General features: G+C 69.9%; 15 protein-coding genes and 1 pseudogene. 5 read left to right on the forward strand and 11 right to left on the reverse strand.

Annotation, left to right across the window (positions count from 1 at the left end; genetic code table 11):
• Positions 1-502: 502 nt before the first annotated feature.
• Entirely contained in the window at positions 503-772 is a 270-nt protein-coding gene (gene rpsO, locus E4J16_RS08590) for a 30S ribosomal protein S15 (RefSeq protein WP_136192252.1), read from the reverse strand.
• A gap of 264 nt (positions 773-1,036) precedes the next feature.
• Here rpsO and E4J16_RS08595 point away from each other — a divergent pair, with 264 nt between their 5' ends.
• On the forward strand, positions 1,037-2,107 hold the full coding sequence (locus E4J16_RS08595) for an extracellular catalytic domain type 1 short-chain-length polyhydroxyalkanoate depolymerase (protein ID WP_136313764.1): 1,071 nt from the start codon (positions 1,037-1,039) through the stop codon (positions 2,105-2,107).
• 84 nt (positions 2,108-2,191) lie between these two features.
• Here the strand turns inward: E4J16_RS08595 and E4J16_RS08600 are convergent, their stop codons facing one another.
• The 3 genes from E4J16_RS08600 to rbfA all read right to left on the reverse strand — a co-directional run bounded on the left by E4J16_RS08600 (position 2,192) and on the right by rbfA (position 4,845).
• The gene (locus tag E4J16_RS08600; protein WP_136313765.1) at positions 2,192-3,232 is read right to left on the reverse strand and encodes a bifunctional riboflavin kinase/FAD synthetase; all 1,041 of its coding nucleotides are present in this window, start codon (positions 3,230-3,232) and stop codon (positions 2,192-2,194) included.
• A 126-nt stretch (positions 3,233-3,358) separates the two neighbouring features.
• A complete protein-coding gene (gene truB, locus E4J16_RS08605; protein ID WP_136192255.1) occupies positions 3,359-4,369 on the reverse strand; it encodes a tRNA pseudouridine(55) synthase TruB in 1,011 nt (336 codons plus the stop codon).
• Positions 4,366-4,845, reverse strand: a complete 480-nt coding sequence (gene rbfA / locus E4J16_RS08610) for a 30S ribosome-binding factor RbfA (RefSeq protein WP_136313766.1) — start codon at positions 4,843-4,845, stop codon at positions 4,366-4,368. The genes truB and rbfA overlap by 4 nt, the downstream gene beginning before the upstream one ends.
• Positions 4,846-5,101: 256 nt before the next feature.
• Here rbfA and rarD point away from each other — a divergent pair, with 256 nt between their 5' ends.
• Entirely contained in the window at positions 5,102-6,088 is a 987-nt protein-coding gene (gene rarD / locus E4J16_RS08615) for an EamA family transporter RarD (protein WP_240038084.1), read from the forward strand.
• A 118-nt stretch (positions 6,089-6,206) separates the two neighbouring features.
• Here the strand turns inward: rarD and infB are convergent, their stop codons facing one another.
• From infB to E4J16_RS08635, 4 genes are all read right to left on the reverse strand, one after another.
• Positions 6,207-9,128 carry a translation initiation factor IF-2 gene (gene infB, locus E4J16_RS08620; protein WP_136313767.1) on the reverse strand — a complete coding sequence of 974 codons (2,922 nt, stop codon included), beginning with the start codon at positions 9,126-9,128 and terminating at the stop codon, positions 6,207-6,209.
• Positions 9,129-9,218: 90 nt separating this feature from the next.
• On the reverse strand, positions 9,219-9,554 hold the full coding sequence (locus E4J16_RS08625; RefSeq protein ID WP_136313768.1) for a YlxR family protein: 336 nt from the start codon (positions 9,552-9,554) through the stop codon (positions 9,219-9,221).
• 109 nt (positions 9,555-9,663) lie between these two features.
• Complete coding sequence (gene nusA / locus E4J16_RS08630) at positions 9,664-10,710, reverse strand: transcription termination factor NusA (RefSeq protein ID WP_136192259.1); 1,047 nt, start codon at positions 10,708-10,710, stop codon at positions 9,664-9,666.
• Between the two features lie 85 nt (positions 10,711-10,795).
• Positions 10,796-11,272 carry a ribosome maturation factor RimP gene (locus E4J16_RS08635; RefSeq protein WP_136192260.1) on the reverse strand — a complete coding sequence of 159 codons (477 nt, stop codon included), beginning with the start codon at positions 11,270-11,272 and terminating at the stop codon, positions 10,796-10,798.
• Between the two features lie 108 nt (positions 11,273-11,380).
• Between E4J16_RS08635 and E4J16_RS08640 the strand changes: the two genes are divergently transcribed.
• A complete protein-coding gene (locus E4J16_RS08640) occupies positions 11,381-12,361 on the forward strand; it encodes a Tat pathway signal protein (RefSeq protein WP_136313769.1) in 981 nt (326 codons plus the stop codon).
• 486 nt (positions 12,362-12,847) lie between these two features.
• A protein-coding gene (locus E4J16_RS08645) for an IS5 family transposase (RefSeq protein ID WP_204520026.1) occupies positions 12,848-13,724 on the forward strand; the annotation gives its coding sequence in 2 pieces (ribosomal slippage) (positions 12,848-13,230 and positions 13,229-13,724; 879 coding nt in all).
• Positions 13,725-14,220: 496 nt separating this feature from the next.
• On the opposite strand, the pseudogene E4J16_RS15750 reads toward E4J16_RS08645, so the two are convergent.
• The 3 genes and pseudogenes from E4J16_RS15750 to E4J16_RS08660 all read right to left on the reverse strand — a co-directional run.
• Positions 14,221-14,460 (reverse strand): annotated as a pseudogene (locus tag E4J16_RS15750) (UTP--glucose-1-phosphate uridylyltransferase); the annotation flags it as partial.
• 410 nt (positions 14,461-14,870) lie between these two features.
• The gene (locus tag E4J16_RS08655; RefSeq protein WP_136313770.1) at positions 14,871-15,155 is read right to left on the reverse strand and encodes a hypothetical protein; all 285 of its coding nucleotides are present in this window, start codon (positions 15,153-15,155) and stop codon (positions 14,871-14,873) included.
• Between the two features lie 237 nt (positions 15,156-15,392).
• Positions 15,393-17,225, reverse strand: coding sequence for a proline--tRNA ligase (locus tag E4J16_RS08660; protein ID WP_420809341.1), 1,833 nt, complete (start codon positions 17,223-17,225; stop codon positions 15,393-15,395).
• 331 nt (positions 17,226-17,556) lie between these two features.
• Between E4J16_RS08660 and E4J16_RS08665 the strand changes: the two genes are divergently transcribed.
• On the forward strand, positions 17,557-18,129 hold the full coding sequence (locus E4J16_RS08665) for a hypothetical protein (RefSeq protein WP_240038085.1): 573 nt from the start codon (positions 17,557-17,559) through the stop codon (positions 18,127-18,129).
• The last annotated feature ends 2 nt before the right edge of the window (positions 18,130-18,131 follow it).

Genomic DNA, 18,131 nt, shown 5'->3' on the forward strand with positions numbered 1-18,131 from the left:
TGCCGAGCGCGCCGATACCGATCGGTAGGCAGCGGCGCCCCCTGCGGCAGCGGGCTATCGGCATGAGTCACACACCGCGCTGCGTCTAGTACACGAGTTCCCTTCAAAGTCACGTGTTTTGGAGGTCTGTACGGGTTCCGTGCAAGTATGCGGGCTCTTCGTGTTCGACAGGGTGTGGTGCGGGTCGCCCCGTGGGCGACGGTTCGGCACTTCACGTGACGGTTCGGCACTTGACTCGGACGCTTCGGCACTTGTGGCGACGGTTCGTACCCCGGGGTGCCGAACCGTCGAGAAGAAGTACGAACCGTCCTCCTGAAGGTACGAACCGTCAGGTGAAGGTACGAACCCTCAGCCCGCCCCGCCGGAGCGGGCACCGCGGGGCTAGGTGCGAGATCAATTCGCCCAGAATCCCGCAACGCATGGACGCACAACCACCACGCATCGGGCCCCGGTCTCCACAGTGGAGACCGGGGCCCGATGCTCAGTCCTGGATCGCTACCGCTCAGCGGCGGATGCCGAGGCGGGCGATGAGCTTGCGGTAGCGCTCGATGTCCTCGCGCTCGAGGTAGTCCAGCAGGCGGCGGCGCTTACCGATCAGCAGGTACAGGCCGCGCCGCGAGTGGTGGTCGTGGTTGTGCGACTTGAAGTGCTCGGTCAGGTTGGAGATCCGCTCGGACAGGATGGCGACCTGGACCTCCGGGGAGCCGGTGTCGCCCTCGTGGGTGGCGTACTCGGCAATGAGCTCCTGCTTGCGCTCGGGGGAAATCGACACGATGACTCCTGATTCTCGTTGCGCGGAGCGCCGGGGCTGGTTCTCCCGGGCTTGACACGTCCGCGGCCGATCGACGGCTGGGCAACCCTATCAGCCGCGTACCGCCCATCCCGCCCCGTCGCCGGTGGCATCGAGCACACGTTTCAGCCCGCAGACCCTCCCCGGCTGCTAACCTGTTGTTCCTCAGATCACTCACCCTGCATTCTGTTTCTCCGCCCCGTCATCGTCTCACCCTCTCCCTTTGACTGTCCCCGAGGAGTCCCCATGTCCCGTCCTACGCCATACGCGCCGTCGCCCTCACGCCGCCTGCTTTCGCTCGCCTGCCTGCTGACCGCCGCATTCACGGCACTCGCGTCCCTAGCCATTGCCGGATGCGGCTCCCGTCAGTCCGCATCGACCTCGACCGCATCCGCGGTACCGGGGTGCGCCCGCACGCTTTCAGGAACGCAGACCGTTGACGTCGCCTTCGAGGGCCAGACGTACCCGGTGCGAGTGCATGTGCCCGACGGCGCCGACTCCACCACTCCCCTCGCCCTGGTGCTGGACCTGCACGGATCGAACTCCAACGGCGTCTCCCAGGCACAGATCAGTGGCCTGGACGCGGTGGCCGACGCCGACGACGAGGGCTTCGTCGTCGCCGAGCCGACCGCCGCGATCGCGCTGGAGACCGATGAGCCGCTGCCCGACGGCAACTGGGCCTGGAATGTGCCCGGCGTGCCCACCACGGCGGGCGAGTACCCCGCCGAGGACGCCCGCGACGACGTCGCCTTCCTCGCCGCCGTCGTCAGCACACTGACGGAGCAGGCCTGTGTAGACACCGACCGCGTCTACGCGACCGGCTACTCCGGCGGCGGCCGCATGGCCAGCGCCCTGGCCTGTGAGCACCCCGACCTGATCGCCGCCATCGCACCCGTGGCAGGGCTGCGTGCCGGCCGGACCGCCGCCGACTCCACGGCCACACTCGACCCCACCACCTGCACCCCGGCACAGCCGGTCTCCGTACTGACATTCCACGGAACCGACGACGTCGTCAACCCCTATGACGGCAACGACGACGCCCGCTGGGGCTACGGCGTCGAGGCGGCTGTGAGCGGATGGGCGCAGCTGGACGGCTGCACCGTCGAGCCCACCACCGAGCCTGTCAGCGACCACGTGACCCTGACCCGCTACGACTCCTGCACGGACGGCGCCGAGGTGGAGCTGTACACAGTTGACGCCGGCGGTCACACCTGGCCGGGCACGAGCGTGGACCTGTCCGCCCTGGGCACGATCACCCAGGAGATCAACGCCTCGCAGCTGATGTGGGAGTTCTTCGCCTCCCACCCCCGCCAGTGACGACTCGCGCCGGGCACCGCGAGGCCTGACGACTCGCGTCGGGCACCGCGAGGCCGGCGTCAACGGCGCCCGCTGGCCGTTCGGTCAGGCGGCGGTGACGTCCTCCGGGCGGATGGGATCGGGCACCGGCACACCGAGCACCTCAGCGGTGTCCATCACGTCCTGGCGCATCTGCGCCAGCAGCGGCTCCAGGCCGTCGAAGGCCAGCATGGGGCGCAGCCGCTCGACCAGCTCGATGACCACAACCTCCCCGTACAGGTTCAGGTCCGCGCGCCCGAGCACATGCGCCTCGACGGTGCGGTCGGGCACGTCGTCGAAGGTCGGGTTGGTGCCGATGGAGATGGCGGCGGGCAGGCGCTCCTCCCCCGCTTCCCCGCCCTCCCCGACTCCTGGCGAACGTACGAGCCAGCCCGCGTAGACGCCGTCGGGCGGTACCACCCCGGCCGTGGCGGCGTCGAGGTTTGCGGTGGGGAAGCCCAGCTCGCGGCCGCGGCGGTGCCCGTGAATGACGGTGCCGCGCAGGCGGTGGACATGACCGAGGACTTCAGCGGCGCCGCGCATGTCGCCCGCCTCCAGCAGCTCGCGCACCCAGGTGGAGGACCAGCGCCTGCCCGAGGGGGCCAGCACATCGGCGACGATCTCCACGTCAATGCCGCAGTTGCGCCCGATCCGCCGCAGTGTGTCGGCGTCGCCGCTGTTGCCGCGGCCGAAGCGCACGTCGTCGCCGACCACGATTGCGCGCGCCCCGAGCAGGCCCACCAGCCAGTCGCGCACGAACTCCTCCGGCCCCTGGTCGGCGAAGGCCAGCGTGTAGTGGACCACCAGTACGGCGTCCAGGCCGGTGCCCGCCAGGGAGTCCAGCCGGTCGGCGAGCGAGGTGATCATGGGCAGACGGGTCTCGGGCCGGTGCACCACCGCCGGATGCGGGTCGAAGGTGAGCGCCACAGCGCGGGGCCTGCGCCCGTCGGCTCCCGCCGCCCGCCGGGCACGCTCAGCCACGCGGGCGAGGATCGCCTGATGTCCGCGGTGCACGCCGTCGAAGACACCGACCGTGACGATGCTGCCGGGGCCGTCCGGGTCCGTCAGCTCCCCGGGCACCTGCTCGGCGCCGTACCAAGTCTCCATTCCGAGCCCCGCCTCAGATCTCATCGCCGAGGCCGCGCAGGCCGCGGCCGCTCGTGGTCTGGTTCAACTGTGTCTCCTGTGGTGTGGGACGGTGCGGGCAGCGGCATGGCCCGGCGGGTGGCGACGTTACTCCCCCGCCTCGGGCAGTACGAGCACTGGGCGGGTGCGCCCGCCCTTATGAGCCAACAGTGCCACGAGCCCGCCCGCCGGGTCGAACCCGGCCGTCACACCCTGCCCATCAGCGGCGGGGGCCTTGGAGATGACCGGACGGCGCGGGGGCTGTGCCCGATCGAGCACGGGGGCGGGCAGGGCCTGCCCGTAGCGCAGGGCCCGGGCCTCGTCTGCATCCAGGTCGACGGCGGGGAAGCAACGGCGTGCCACCACCGCCAGGGGCAGTACCGGCAGTGCCCGCCCGGCCGTCACCGCCGCGGCCATGGACTCGATGGTGGCGGCCTCAGCCACGTTGAAGGGACCGACGCCGCTGCGGCGCAGCGCGGTCAGGTGCGCTCCGCATCCCAGGGCGACGCCGAGGTCGCGGGCCAGGGCACGCACGTAGGTACCCGAGGAGCAGTGCACCTCCACGTCAACATCGATCACGGGTGTGCCGTCGGCGGCGGTGACCGGGCGCGGCTCGCCGACGCGCGCAAGGGCGTGGACGGTGACTGGGCGCGCGGGCAGGGTGACGTCCTCCCCACCGCGCACGCGCGCATAGGAGCGCACGCCGCCGATCTTTATGGCGGATACGGCCGAGGGCACCTGCATGATCTCGCCGGTCAGGGCCACCAGCGCCGCGTCAAGGCGCGCGGGCAGATCAGGAGCGGCCGTGCAGCCGGCGGCGGCGGTGAGCTCGCCGTCGGCGTCCTCCGTGAGCGTGGTCTGGCCCAGCCGGACGGTCGCCCGGTACGTCTTGTCGGCGCCGACCAGGTAGGTCAAAAAGCGCGTGGCGCGGCCGACGCCGAGCAGCAGCAGGCCGGTTGCCATGGGGTCCAGGGTGCCCGCGTGACCGACCTTACGGGTGGCGGCCATGCGCCGGGTCATGGCGACCACGTCGTGGCTGGTGACTCCGGCATGCTTGTCCACCAGCGCCAGCCCGTCACGGGCTGTCGCGGCGGCGCGCGGGACGTCGGCGAATCTCACGCGTCGGCTTCCTCGTCGCCCTCGTCGTCCGCCTCCTCGTCGCCCTCGTCGTCCGCCTCCTCGTCGTGCCGGTAGGGGTCGGCGTCGCCGGCGTAGGCGGCACCCGCGTGGGTGCGGGCGATCTCCTCATCCCTGGCGCGGGCCTGGGCCAGGGCGTCCTCGAAGGCCTGCGCCTGGGTGGGCAGTGAGTCCAGCTGGAAGGTGATCGAGGGGGTCAGGCGGATTCCGAGCGCCCGGCCGACCTCGGAGCGGATCAGTCCGGTGGCCGAGCGCAGTGCGGCGGCGGTGTCCTGGCGCTCCTCGTCAGTGCCATAGACGGTGTAGAAGACAGTCGCCTGCTGCAGGTCACCGGTCACGCGCACATCGGTGATGGTGACGAAGCCGATTCGGGGGTCCTTGATCCTGCCCTGCAGGAGGCGGGCGACGGTTTCCTGAATGTGGTCGGCGACCTTGCGGACGCGGGCGGCGTCGGCCATGTGAGCTCCTTAAGGTTCGAAGCGGAGTGAAAAAGGCTCGGTGAAGACTTGCGTGTCCGCGGTGGTGTGCGGCGCGCAAGCGCAGCGCGCCGTCGACTGCCGCAGCTCCAACCGGCGGACGGGATATTGTGCCCCAACCGGGTGACGATCGCCAGGTGGCAGCCGCACCGCGCATCTGCAGGTGGTCCAATTCGCGCGCATACGCCTGGGACTATCCTCGTGGCCGCCACTCCCCCAACCTGAACAGGACCGCCCCGTGAACGTCTCCTCCCCCACGCCTGAGCCGCCGCTGGCCGCTGCGGCGCAGGCAGCATCCGCAACACGCACCAGTGCGGCCGCCGACGACGCCTCCGGCGTGGCGATGGTGCTCGGCTGCTACCTGCTGTGGGGCCTGTTCCCGCTGTACTTCCGCCTGCTGCAGGCCGCCGGCAGTGTGGAGATCATCGGGCACCGGCTGGTGTGGACCCTGGTCACCTGCCTGCTGCTGACCGCGCTGCGCCGCTCGTGGCGCACCCTGCGGGCAGTGGTGACGACCCCACGCCTGCTTGGCATCCTCGCGGTCAGTGGCCTGCTGGTGTCGGTGAACTGGCTGGTTTACGTTTATGCGGTCAACTCCGATCGCACCGCGGATGCGGCACTGGGGTACTTCATCAACCCGCTGGTCACAGTGGTACTCGCAGCGGTCTTCCTGGGCGAGCGGCTGCGTCCGGCGCAGGGCGTCGCCGTCGGCATAGCGGTGATCGCCATCGCCGTGCTGGTGGCCGCGCAGGGCGATCTGCCATGGATCTCACTGTCGCTCGCCCTCAGCTTCGGGGTGTACGGGCTGGTGAAGAAGCGCGTGGGCACGCAGGTGGATGCGCTCACCGGGCTCACGGTGGAGAGCGGCTGCATGACTCCGGTGGCGTTGGTCTACTTCGCCTGGCTGTACGCGGGCGGGCAGGGCGCCTTGCAGGGGGCGACGGCGTCCGGGGCGCTGACGGCCGGGTTGATGCTGGCCGGCCCGGTTACTGCGGTGCCGCTGCTGCTGTTCGCTGCGGGCACGCGCCGGGTGCCACTGTCGATCGTGGGGCTGAGCCAGTACATCACTCCGGTAATGCAGTTCCTGCTGGCCTGGGCGGTGTTCCGCGAGGAGATCTCGGCGGCCCGCTGGGTCTCGACGGCGCTGGTGTGGTTGGCGGTGGTCGTGTTCGTCACCGACCTGCTGTGGCAGCTGGCGCGCCGACCGCGCCTGGGCACCAAATGACGTCGGCGCCGCCATCCCTGAAGGGAGCAGCGGCGCCGACGTCATTTCTGCCGGTCGCGGCGCGTCACAGGTGCCGGATTCGGTGCGTGAGGGCCGACCGGCATCTGCGCAACGATGTTCAGTCGCGAGGCTTCTCGCGCATCTCCCAGGTCTCGATGACGTCGCCCTCGGCGATGTCACGGAAGCTGAGGTTGATACCGCACTCGTAGCCCTCGCGGACCTCGGTCACGTCGTCCTTCTCGCGGCGCAGCGTCTCGACCGTGAGGTCCCCGGCCACCACGACGCCGTCGCGCACCAGGCGGGCCTTGGCGCCCCGCTTGATGACGCCCGAGCGGACGATCGAGCCGGCGATTGAGCCGAACTTCGAGGAGCGGAAGACCTGGCGGATCTCGGCCGTCCCCAGCTCGACCTCCTCGTAGATCGGCTTGAGCATGCCCTTCATGGCCGCCTCGACATCCTCGATGGCGTTGTAGATGACCGTGTAGAACTTCATGTCGACGCCCTCGCGGTCGGCCAGCTCGGCCACCCGCACTGCGGGGCGCACGTTGAAGCCGATGATGACGGCGGAGTCCACCGTGGCCAGGTCGACGTCGCTCTGCGTGACCGCGCCGACGCCGCGGTGAATGACCCGCAGGGCCACCTCGTCGCCGACGTCGATCTTGAGCAGCGAGTCCTCCAGTGCCTCAACCGCACCCGAGCTGTCGCCCTTGAGGATGAGGTTGAGGGTGTCGACCTTGCCCTCCTTGAGGACGTCGGTGAGGTTCTCAAGCGAGACGCGCTTGCGGCGCTTGGCGAGCTCCGCGGCACGCCCGGCGGCCTCACGACGGTCAGCGATCTGACGGGCGGTGCGGTCGTCGGGGGCGACGATGAAGGAGTCGCCTGCGCTGGGAACACTGGTCAGGCCGAGCACCTGAGCGGGCCGGGCCGGGCCGGCCTCTTCAAGCGCGTTGCCGTGCTCGTCGAACATGGCGCGCACACGCCCGTAGGCACTGCCGGCGACGATCGGGTCACCCACGTGCAGCGTGCCCCGCTCCACCAGGATGGTGGCGACGGCGCCGCGGCCGCGGTCCAGCTTCGCCTCCACGGTGACGCCGCGGGCGTCCGTGTTCGGGTTGGCGCGCAGGTCCAGGGCGGCGTCGGCGGTCAGCAGGACCGCCTCCAGCAGTCCGTCGATGTTGGTGCGCTGCTTGGCGGAGATGTCCACGAACATGGTGTCACCGCCGTACTCCTCGGGAACCAGACCGTACTCGGTGAGCTGGCCACGGATCTTCTCCGGGTTGGCGCCCTCCTTATCGATCTTGTTCACGGCGACGACGATCGGCACACCGGCCGCCTGGGCGTGGTTGAGCGCCTCAACGGTCTGCGGCATTACGCCGTCGTCGGCGGCCACCACCAGGATGGCGATGTCCGTCACCTCGGCACCGCGGGCACGCATGGCTGTGAAGGCCTCGTGGCCGGGGGTGTCGATGAAGGTGATCGGGCGTGTCTCCTCACCCAGATTCACGCGCACCTGGTAGGCGCCGATGGACTGGGTGATACCGCCGGCCTCGCCGGCAACCACATCGGTGGAGCGGATGGCGTCCAGCAGCTTGGTCTTACCGTGGTCGACGTGACCCATGACGGTCACTACCGGCGGGCGTGCGACCAGGTCCGCGTCGTCCTCGCCGGCCTCCTCGGCCTCAAGGTCGATGTCGAAGGACTCCAGCAGCTCGCGGTCCTCGTCCTCCGGGGAGACGATCTGGACGTCGTAGCCGAGTTCCGCACCCAGCAGGGCGAAGGTGTCCTCGTCCAGGGACTGGGTGGCCGTGGCCATCTCCCCCAGGTGGAAGAGAACGGTCACCAGGGCCGCCGGGTTGGCGTTGATCTTCTCAGCCAGGTCGGTCAGTGTGGCGCCCTGGCGCACACGCACCGGAGTGGAGCCGTCACCGCGGGGGACGACGACGCCGCCGATGGTCGGCGCGCTCTGCTGCTCGAACTCCTGGCGCTTGGCCCTACGCGACTTGCGTCCGCGCGGAGCACCGCCGCCGCGCCCGAAGGCGCCCTGGGTGGAGCCGCGCCCACCACGGCCGCCGCGAGGGCCACCACCGAAGCCGCCGCGCGGGCCGCCGCCTGTGCCTCCACGTCCGCCGGAACCGGGGCCACCGCGGCCGCCCTGACCGCCGCGGGCCGGAGCGCCGGGCCGCCCGACCGAGGACCGTCCCGGCATCATGCCCGGGTTGGGACGGGGGCCACCGGAGCCTCCGGGACGCGGGCCCGGGCGCGGACCGCCCTGACCGGGACGTCCGCCCTGCGGCCGCGGACCACCGGAGCCACCGGGACGCGGGCCCGGGCGCGGACCGCCCTGACCGGGGCGTCCGCCCTGCGGCCGCGGACCACCGGAGCCACCGGGGCGCGGCATGCCCTGGGAGGTGGCGTACGGGTTGTTGCCCGGACGCGGGCCGCCCGAGCGTGCGCCCTTGCCACGGCCACGGCCGCCGGAGCCACCGGGGCGCGGCATGCCCTGGGAGGTGGCGTACGGGTTGTTGCCCGGACGCGGAGCACCTGGCCGAGGACCGGGTGTGGGCGCGGCCGGACGCGGTCCCGGCGTCGGGGCTGCGGGCCGAGGCCTCTGGTCCGGCTTCTGGTCCGTGCCGGGGCCCGGCGCGGGCTGCGCGGCCTGAGGCGCGGGCGTCGGACGCGGCGGCTTGGGACCGGCGGGCTTGGGGGCGGCGGCCGGCTTGGGCGCAGCCGACGCCGACTTTGGAGCCGCGGGGCGCGCCCCGGGCTTGGGCGTGCTGGGCGTCGGCTTCGGCACGGCACCGGGGGTCGGCGTCGCCGGCTTCGCCGCAGGCTTGGGAGCGGTCGGCTTGGGGGACTTGGCCTCGCCCTGGGAGGCGAAGTGCTCGCGTACCCTGCGAGCAACGGGGGGCTCAACGGTGGAGGACGCCGCCTTGACGAACTCCCCCTGATCCTTGAGCCAGGCCAGAATCACCTTGGAGGTGATCTTCTTGCCAGTGGGGTCGAGCTCCTTGGCGAGCTCATGAACGCGTGGTTTTGCCACTTTTCTCCTGTCCGGTTGCCCACCCCGAACAGGGTGGGCGCTAGTAGAGGCAGCTCATTGCTGGGTACTCATCGGGTGCCCATCAGCTTCCTACCCGCCTTTGCTATCGGTCTGCCGCCCCCGGTCGGGAGGCGGTGCTGGCGTGCGGACGTGGTTCACAGCATTGGTGCGGATCCAGTCGCGCACGGGGGCCACATCGGGTGACCCACGCATGCGCAGGGCGCGCCCGAAGGCGCGCCTGCGCTCGGCGAGGTCGACGCATGCCGGGTCCGGGTGGATCCATGCGCCACGCCCCGGCATGAGTGCCCGGGCGTCAACGGTCAGCTCGCCACTGTCCGTCAGGGCCAGGCGCAGCAACTGCGCCCGCGGGGCCTTGCCGCGGCAACCGATACAGGTGCGTTCGGGCACGTGGGGGGTGCTTACCACCGGCTGGCCGCGTCCTTCCGCTTGCTGTCGACTGCCGCCGCGGTGCGTCGAACAGCGGTTCGGCGCATGCCCGCAGGCAGGCCAAGAGCAAGTGTAGCCGGGTTGCGCGCTAGTCCTGAGCGCCGGGGGCTGAGGGACCAGTCACGTCGTCGGCACGGGAGTCGCGGCCGGGGGTGACCTCGCCGGACTCGGTGTCGGCGTGGATGTCGATCTTCCAGCCCGTGAGCCGTGCCGCCAGGCGGGCGTTCTGGCCCTCCTTGCCGATCGCCAGCGACAGCTGGAAGTCGGGAACGATGGCGCGGGCGGAGCGCTCCTGGGCGTCAAGGACCGTCACGGAGGCGACGCGGGCCGGTGACAGGGCGTTGGCGACGAAGCGGGCCGGGTCCTCGGAGTAGTCGACGATGTCGATCTTCTCCCCGCCGAGTTCCGCCATGACGGCGCGCACCCGCTGCCCCATTGGGCCGATGCAGGCGCCCTTGGCGTTCACGCCGCGCACGCGGGCACTGACCGCGACCTTGGTGCGGTGCCCGGCCTCCCGCGCCACGGAGACGATCTCGACGTCGCCGGAGGCGATCTCGGGGACCTCCCGCTCGAACAGTTTGCGCACCAGGCCCGGGTGGGTGCGCGAGAGGATGATCTGTGCGCCCTTGGGACCGCGGGACACCTCGGTGACGTAGGCGCGGATACGGTCTCCGTGCCGGTAGTGCTCACCGGGGACCTGCTCGTGCGGGGGCATGATGCCCTCGTGCTCGTCGTCCAGGCGCACGTAGACCAGGCGCGGGTCGCGACCCTGCTCCACCGTGCCGGAGATGAGCTCGCCGGCCTTGTCCTTGAAGGCGCCCAGGACCTCGAAGTCACGGCGGTCCTGGATGCGCTGCACGATCACCGAGCGGGCGGTGGCCTGGGCGATGCGGCCGAAGTCCTCGGGGGTGTCGTCGAAGTACTCGCCGGTGGGCTCGTCGTTGTCGTCGACCTCCGGGGCGAGTACCGTCATGTGCCCGGTCCTGCGGTCGATCTCCACGTGGGCGCCGCGGATGGCGCCGGGAACCTTGCTGTATGCGCCCAGGATGGCGTCCTCGATGGCGGGTAGCAGATTGTCCAGGTCGATGCCCAGCTCGTCGGCTGCACCTCGCAGCTCCGGCATGTTGATGTCCATGATTCCTGATTCCTTTGTCTCGTCTGGGGCGGTCGGCGTCGCCGGCCGGGTCCTTAAGGGGACGCCGGTGCGGGGTTGGGGCCGCTTACATGCTCACGACCATACGGGCGGCGGTCACGTCCGCCACCGCAATGGTGCGGGGCGAGTCGTGGACCATGAGGGTGACGGAGTCGGCGTCGGCGGCGGTGACCTCTCCCTCCAGGGTCTGCTCCTGCGTGCCTGAGGCGGTGGTGATCACCGCGCGGTGTCCGACGGCGCGGCGGAAGTGGCGGGGCGAACGCAGCTCCCGTTCGGCGCCCGGGGTGGAGACCTCAAGCGTGTACTGGCCTGCCACCGGATCGGCGGCGTCGACGGCGTCGGAGATCGCGCGGGTGGCCTCGCCGAGGGTATCCAGGTCGAGGTCGCCGGGGCCGTCGGGAAGGTCGACGATCACCCGCAGCGTGGTGTACCTGCCGGCCCGCGCCAGGCGCACGTCCTCCAGGAAGAGCCCGGTCTGCTCGACGACGGGGGCGAGTAGCCGGTGCAGGCCTTGCTCCTGGCTCCGGGCGGACGCGTCGGTCATATGGGGGTTCCTCCCGTAATGGGCCCGGTGGGGCCGGTCGTGTCTGAGTCGCTGCAAGACGGCTCGGTTGATCGGCCCCATGCTACCCGTCCGTGCGAGGATGACCACGTGACACCGACTTTCACCGCCGGCCCGGCTGCCTCGCGTTCCCTTCCGACCCGTCGTGTACTGCTGCGCCGTGCGGGCGTCCTCGCCCTGACGGCGGCGGTCGCGGCCACGGGCGCCTGCGGCCTGCGGGTGGGCGGTGGCTCCCCCGCGTCCCTGCCGACGGCGTCCGCTCAGGAGGCGGTGCGTGACGGCCTGGCCCGGCAGGCCACGTTGATCGGCTCGACGGCGGATGTGGTGGCCCGCTCCCAGGACGCCGAGCAGTCCGCCCTGGCCGACGCGATCGCCGCCAGTGCCGCCACCCAGCTGGAGGCGCTGGGTGGAGTGTGGGACCCGTGGGCTACGCCGGTACCCACCACCTATGAGACGGTCGCCCCGCTCCCCTCCGCCGCAGCGGATGCCGACACCACCGACCTGACCGCCGCCCTGACCGACGGGGCGGCGCTGGCGCGCACGGCGGCCGCCGCCTGTGAAGACGCCGCCACCGCCCGCCTGTACGCCTCCTTGGCGGTGGCCTGGTCGCTTCGGGCGCTGCAGCTGGACGGAGCCGCAGTGGAGGTCTCCGGGCGGGATGCCGCCGCGGTGACCGTGGCACTGCCGGGCGAGTTGCTGGCCGCTTACGACGCGGCCCGCTACGCGCTGGAGGAGGTGGGTGCGCGCTCGACGGGTGCGTCCCGCAGCCGCGCCGCGGCGGACGCCGGCTATGCCAAGGCAGTCGTAAGCGCCGCGGTGGCGGCGGGAAGTGAGGACACCCGCCTGGCGGCCTACGCTGCCCCCACGCAGGCGGCGGACTCGGCCACGTCCATTGACGTGACCTGGGCGCGTCAGGTGTGGCTGGCAGTGGAGGAGACCGAGCTGGCCGGTGTGGTCGCAAGCGGAGGTGACGCCACCGAGGCGGCGATCGACGCGGCTCTGGATGCGGCTCTGCGTGCCCGTGCCTGGGGCGCGAATGTGGACGCACCCCTGCCCGGATACGCCGACTGAGCGGCTCGTTTCCTGGATCTTCCGGTTTGAGGGTGTGGTGGTTGGGGCCCGCGGGTTGCCGTGTTCGGCGCGCTGTTCTGTGTGCACCGGGTCGGCTAGGTGGTCGTGCTCGGGCGCGCGAGGTCGTGCTCGAGCGTCCGGCAGCGACGTCGCGGGGGCTTGCGCGGACGTTCTGGGGCTGACGACGACGTTTTTGCCGGCGGGGACGTCCTCGGGGCGGTGTCGCGGGCGTAGAGCGAGTTGGGATCGGGACCAGGGGTGGATCGTTGGGGACGCCCCTTCGGCGACTACTACCCGCCTTCGGCCTGCGCTACGCCTGTTTGACCTCTGCTGAAGGGCTCAGACCCTTTCAGCAGACACCTAGGGCGTGTTGCGTTAGTCGGGTGGGGTGGTCGGCGTGGTGTGCGGGATGGGGTGAGGCCTTTGGGGTATCACGGGTGGTGTGAGAACAAACCGTGACACTGCCAAAGGCCTCGACCGTTGAGTATAGACGCTGCCGCTCGTCATGACCTGACCGATGCTCAGTGGGGGCTGCTCGAGCCCCTGCTGCCCGCCCCGCCTGTTCGTGGCAGGCCGCGCGTGTATCCGCTGCGGGACATGATCAACGCCGTACGGTGGAGAACCCGGGTCGGTGCGCCCTGGCGTGACGTACCGGCCCGCTACGGGCCGTGGTGGAGGGCCTACGCCCTGTACCGGGCCTGGCAGACCGATGGGGTGTGGGAGCGCATCGAGTCCGCCCTTGTCGCCCAGGCCGACGCCGCCGGCAAGATCGGCTGGCGGGTGTCGGTGGATTCGACCACCTGTCGGGCGCATGTGCATGCCGCTGGGGCGCGCAAGGACAGTCCCAGCTGGTGGAGGGGGAGCCGAGGATCACGCCCTGGGGACCTCTCGGGGTGGCTGGTCGACCAAGGTTCACGCCGCCGTGGACGCCGCCTGCGGCATGCTGGCCGGGGTGCTGACCGCGGGACAGGTCGCGGACTGCCCGATGATGATCCCCGTCCTAGACAAGATATGTGTCCAGCGTCCTGCCGGTGGACGGCCCCGCACCAGGCCGCAGATGGTGCTGGCCGACAAGGCCTACTCCTCAAAGGGGAACCGGGACTGGCTGCGCAACCACCACATCAAGGCCACCATCCCCATCAAGGCAGGCCAGGCCGACAACCGCCGCCGACGCGGCAGCGCCGGGGGCAGACCGCCCGCCTTCGACCCCGTGGCCTACAAGGACCGCAACGCCGTGGAGCGGTGCTTCGGCCAGCTCAAGCAGAACCGCGCCATGGCCACCAGGTACGACAAGCTCGCCGTCCGCTACCAAGCCACCACCCACATCGCCAGCATCGACCACTGGCTCAAACGACTTACATAACACGCCCTAACCGGCGTAGTAAACCCCGAACCCGCGTAGCAGACGACGCCAGCGCAAAGCACGCCAGCGAGCCAACCCCCGGCTCCACCCACACCCACGAACACCAAGCACCGGTCATCGGTACGAATGCGTGCGCGGTTCGGGCGTGCCGTGGGGGTGCAGTGGGTTCGTCCGGGAGTCATCGGTGCGAACGCGGTGCTTGAGACCGGCGTTGTGGTCTCTGCCGACCGGTTCGCTTGACCCGCCCCTCGTGTAGGCGGCGGCACCCGCAGCCGGGACGGCTTTGCACGACCCCGGGCGACACAGCACGACCCCGGTGCACGTTCCACGACCCCGGGGTGGTCGTGCAACACACACCAAGGTCGTGGAACGCGGCCCGCGGTCGTGCAACACACGGGACGAATCAGGCAGGCCAAGTTGGCGCAAGCGGTCCAGCTTCCAAGCTCGGGGCGAGGCGTGTCGGCGAACGCCTGAGGCCGCACCTTCGTCGGGCGGCTCAGCCCAGCCGGGCGCCGTCGGCGATCGCCCCGGGGGCCCCCGCCTCGTCCACGGTCGCGTCCCCGGCGGCGACCACGCCGTCCCCGAAGGTCCAGTCACCCCGAACGGTCAGGGAGCTCGCCTCCCGAATTGACGGCACACCGTACGGGAAACGCGCCTCGAAGTCTGCGATCCGCTTGTAGTAGCGCGGGTCAAGATCCACCACACAGGCGCGCTCCGGCAGAAGCTGAACCAGCCCACACGTGGCCACGAGCAACCCTCCGCCGATTCCCGGGCGTATTCCCGTTGCCACCCCAAGAAGCGCCAGGAGAATAGTGCTCCACAACGCAGGCGTCAGCCCCCGTTCGAGTATCACGGAGGGGACATCGATCACAAACAGGAAGACTGAGGCAGCCGTGAAGAACCATAACCGGCCGGACAGATTGGGCAAGTAAGATCGCAATTCCGGCATATTCACCTGCGCAGCCTTGGCACGATGCAGCACATAGGCATGCCTCCTCCATGCGAGAAGGGAGATCGCACAGGGCGTTCCGCGTGACCGCCACCGGCCAGCCCAATTGCCAGTGCCGCTACAGCCAATGCCTTCACGGCATGTCGACCTTACGTGACATACGCCACATCCAGCGCCCACCAGCCCTTGGCGAGGGATTACTTGGGAGAAATACCTCGCATTCCCGCCGACACGCCACGATCATACGCACGATATACGGCCACGGTGGCCCCAATTGCGACCACTAAGCTTAACAGGAACCACCAGGACTCCCACGACACCAGCAAGTTATTTCCCTCGGCACCGGGATTAAGGTCGGCTTCATAACCGAGCGCGACCAGCGCGCCGGTGGAACCAACAAGCGAGAGAAAAGCAAACACCTGAATCATCAAACGGGAAAGAAAACTAGCGAACATGACTATTCCACCTTCAATCAGTTGCATTTATGTGCCACAGTAGTGTCAGCGCATGCAATTCCTCCAGACAAAAGACACAAGCTCGCCACGGCGGTTGGACGACGCATGCATGGCGTCCTAAGGCTCCGCATCATTGTTCGGCTCCTTCACCAGGGATCAAATGGCCTGCGATGTCGGCCACTACGATTTTAAGGTGAAGCCGCAGTAACCTCAATGGGTGTCAACATATGTCGACACATCCGGTGCGATGCCGACACCTGCGCCTCAGACGCCTCGTTCGTCTCCTCCCAAGGCGGTGAGAGCTGCGCGCACGGCTTCCACAACCTGACCGGCTGCCTCGGACACCGGCACGGAGGTGCGCTCGCCGCTGCGACGGTCACGAATCTCCACGGTGCCGTCCTTCGCCAGGTCGCGGCCGACCACCACCGTGTAGGGCATGCCGAGCAGCTCGGCGTCCTTGAACTTCACGCCGGCACTCACCTTGCGCCGGTCGTCATACAGGACCTCCACCCCGGCCTCGTCCAGCGCGGCGGAAAGCGATGCGGCCGCATCGAAGACGGCGTCGTCCTTGCCGGTGGCCAGGACCTGCACCTGGTAGGGCGCCACCTGAATGGGCCAGGCCAGGCCCTGCTCGTCGTGGTTGGACTCGGCCAGGGCCGCCAGGGCGCGGGTGACGCCGATGCCGTAGGAACCCATCGTCACGATCCGGGACTTGCCGTTCTCATCCAGCACGGTAAGCCCCAGGGCACGGGCGTACTTGCGGCCCAGGGCGAAGATGTGCCCGAGCTCGATGCCGCGGGCCAGGTGCAGGGGGCCGGAGCCGTCGGGGGCGGGGTCGCCCTCGCGGATCTCGGCGGCCTCGATGGTGCCGTCTGCGGTGAAGTCGCGGCCGGCCACCAGGTCGAGCACGTGCCGCTGGTAGGCGTTGGCGCCAGTGACCCAGGCGGTGCCGGGCACAACCCGCGGGTCCAGCAGGTAGCGCACCGAACCGGTGAGCACCTCATTGCCCTCCGCGTCCCGCTCCACGCGGCGCTTCGGCGAATTGGGGCCGATGACGGCGGGGCCGATGTAGCCGCGCACCAGCTCGGGGTGGGCGGCGAAGTCGGCGTCGGTGGCCATGTCCACCTCGGCGGGGGCGACGGCGGCCTCCAGGCGCCGCATGTCCACATCGCGGTCCCCGGGGATACCGACGACCAGCAGCTCCCGCTCACCGCCGGGGTGAGTCAGGGCGACGACGACGTTCTTGAGCGTGTCCGCGGCGGTCCAGGCGCGCCCGTCGGCGCGTGAGTGCTCAGCATTGACGAAGTCGACCAGGGTTTCGATGGTGGGAGTGTCGGGCGTGTCCACCTCGCGGGCCGGGCCCACCCCAGAGGCGTCCACGTCCGCAGGAACAGGGGTGGTGACGGCCTCGGCGTTGGCCGCATAGCCGCCGTCGGTGCGCACGAAGGTGTCCTCACCGATGGGCGAGGGGTGCAGGAACTCCTCGGAGTGGGAGCCACCCATGGCGCCGCTCATGGCGTTGACGATCACATACTCCAGGCCTAGGCGCTTGAAGATGCGCTGGTAGACGGCGCGGTGCGCCTGGTAGGAGGCCTCCAGGCCGGCGTCGTCGATATCGAAGGAGTAGGAGTCCTTCATGACGAACTCGCGACCGCGGATGACGCCGGCGCGCGGGCGGGCCTCGTCGCGGTACTTGGTCTGGATCTGGTAGATGGACACCGGCAGGTCCTTGTAGGAGGAGTACAGGTCCTTGACCAGGAGGGTGAACATCTCCTCGTGGGTGGGGGCCAGCAGGTAGTCCGCGTCCTTGCGGTCGGTCAGCTTGAACAGGGTGGGGCCATAATCGTCCCAGCGGCCGGTGGCCCGGTAGGGCTCCGCGGGCAGCAGGGCGGGGAAGAGCACCTCCTGGGAGATGGTGTCCATCTCCTCGCGGACGATCGCCTCGATCTTGCGCAGGGTGCGCAGGCCCAGTGGCAGCCAGGTGTAGACGCCGGGGGCGGCGCGGCGGATGTAGCCGGCGCGCACCAGCAACTTGTGGCTGGCTACCTCCGCATCGGCGGGGTCCTCGCGCAGGGTTCGGATGAAGGCCTGGGACATGGTCTGAAGCACGTGGCGATCTTACGCGGTGACGGCGGAGGACCAAGCCGAGGCCCGCCCTCCGGCGGCGCTGCGGCGGGCGGGTGACACGGGCCGCATCGCCTGCGCACGCCGGGAACGCCGGGGCGAGGAGGCGTCACCCCAGAAGTTTGCGGAACAAACTAGTTGGTGTACACTAGCATCATCGGTTTGCTTTGCAAACTACTTTGATCGAACACAGGAGACGCCATGACCCCCATCCCACCCACCTCAACCAACGACGAGACCAGATTCGAACCGGCCGCCGCGCTCGCCGTCATCGGCGAGCAAGCCAGCGCCTACCAGCGCCTCATTGAGATTCGCTCCGCCCCCCCTCTACACCGTCTGGGGCCTGGCCTGGCTCATCGGTTATGGAGTCTGCGGCCTCAACGTCCGCGCCGACTATGCGCTTGCTTTCAGGCCATTCTTGGTCTTCTTGGGCTGCCTCGCCGCCGCCGCAGTCTTCACCTGCGTCTACATCGCCCGGCGCTCCCGCGGACTGTACGGCCGTACCGCGTGGATCGGCACCGTGCAAGGACTGGCCTGGATGGGCGGCATGATTCTGGCCTTCACCACCTCCGGACGGCTGGGCGCCTTCCTGCGCGAACTGGGCACCCCCGAAGCATTTGACATGATCGCAATTCTCTCCAACGCCCTGCCGTGCCTGGTGGTCGGGGTAATGTTCCTCGCCGGAGCCGCCAGCTGGGAGGAGCCCCCGATGGCCATCACCGGCGGCTGGATACTGGCGGTCACGATTGTCGCCACCATCATCGGTGGGCATGCACTGTGGGCCATCATGTCCCTGGCCGGCGGCGGTGGTCTGCTGCTAGCCGGCGCCGCCTCAGTACTGCTGGAACGCCGCCAAAGCGGCCGCACGGGGGCCTGACA

Origin of the sequence: Actinomyces procaprae (assembly GCF_004798665.1) — a bacterium.
Taxonomy (GTDB): Bacteria; Actinomycetota; Actinomycetes; order Actinomycetales; family Actinomycetaceae; genus Actinomyces; species Actinomyces procaprae.

Excerpts from the sequence above, each read along its gene's own strand:
- E4J16_RS08600 (WP_136313765.1), bottom strand. The coding sequence starts at position 3,232 with ATGGAGACTTGGTACGGCGCCGAGCAGGTGCCCGGGGAGCTGACGGAC.
- nusA (WP_136192259.1), bottom strand. The coding sequence starts at position 10,710 with ATGGACATCAACATGCCGGAGCTGCGAGGTGCAGCCGACGAGCTGGGC.
- E4J16_RS08655 (WP_136313770.1), bottom strand. The coding sequence starts at position 15,155 with ATGCAACTGATTGAAGGTGGAATAGTCATGTTCGCTAGTTTTCTTTCC.
- E4J16_RS08635 (WP_136192260.1), bottom strand. The coding sequence starts at position 11,272 with ATGACCGACGCGTCCGCCCGGAGCCAGGAGCAAGGCCTGCACCGGCTA.
- E4J16_RS08595 (WP_136313764.1), top strand. The coding sequence starts at position 1,037 with ATGTCCCGTCCTACGCCATACGCGCCGTCGCCCTCACGCCGCCTGCTT.
- rbfA (WP_136313766.1), bottom strand. The coding sequence starts at position 4,845 with ATGGCCGACGCCGCCCGCGTCCGCAAGGTCGCCGACCACATTCAGGAA.
- E4J16_RS08660 (WP_420809341.1), bottom strand. The coding sequence starts at position 17,225 with ATGTCCCAGGCCTTCATCCGAACCCTGCGCGAGGACCCCGCCGATGCG.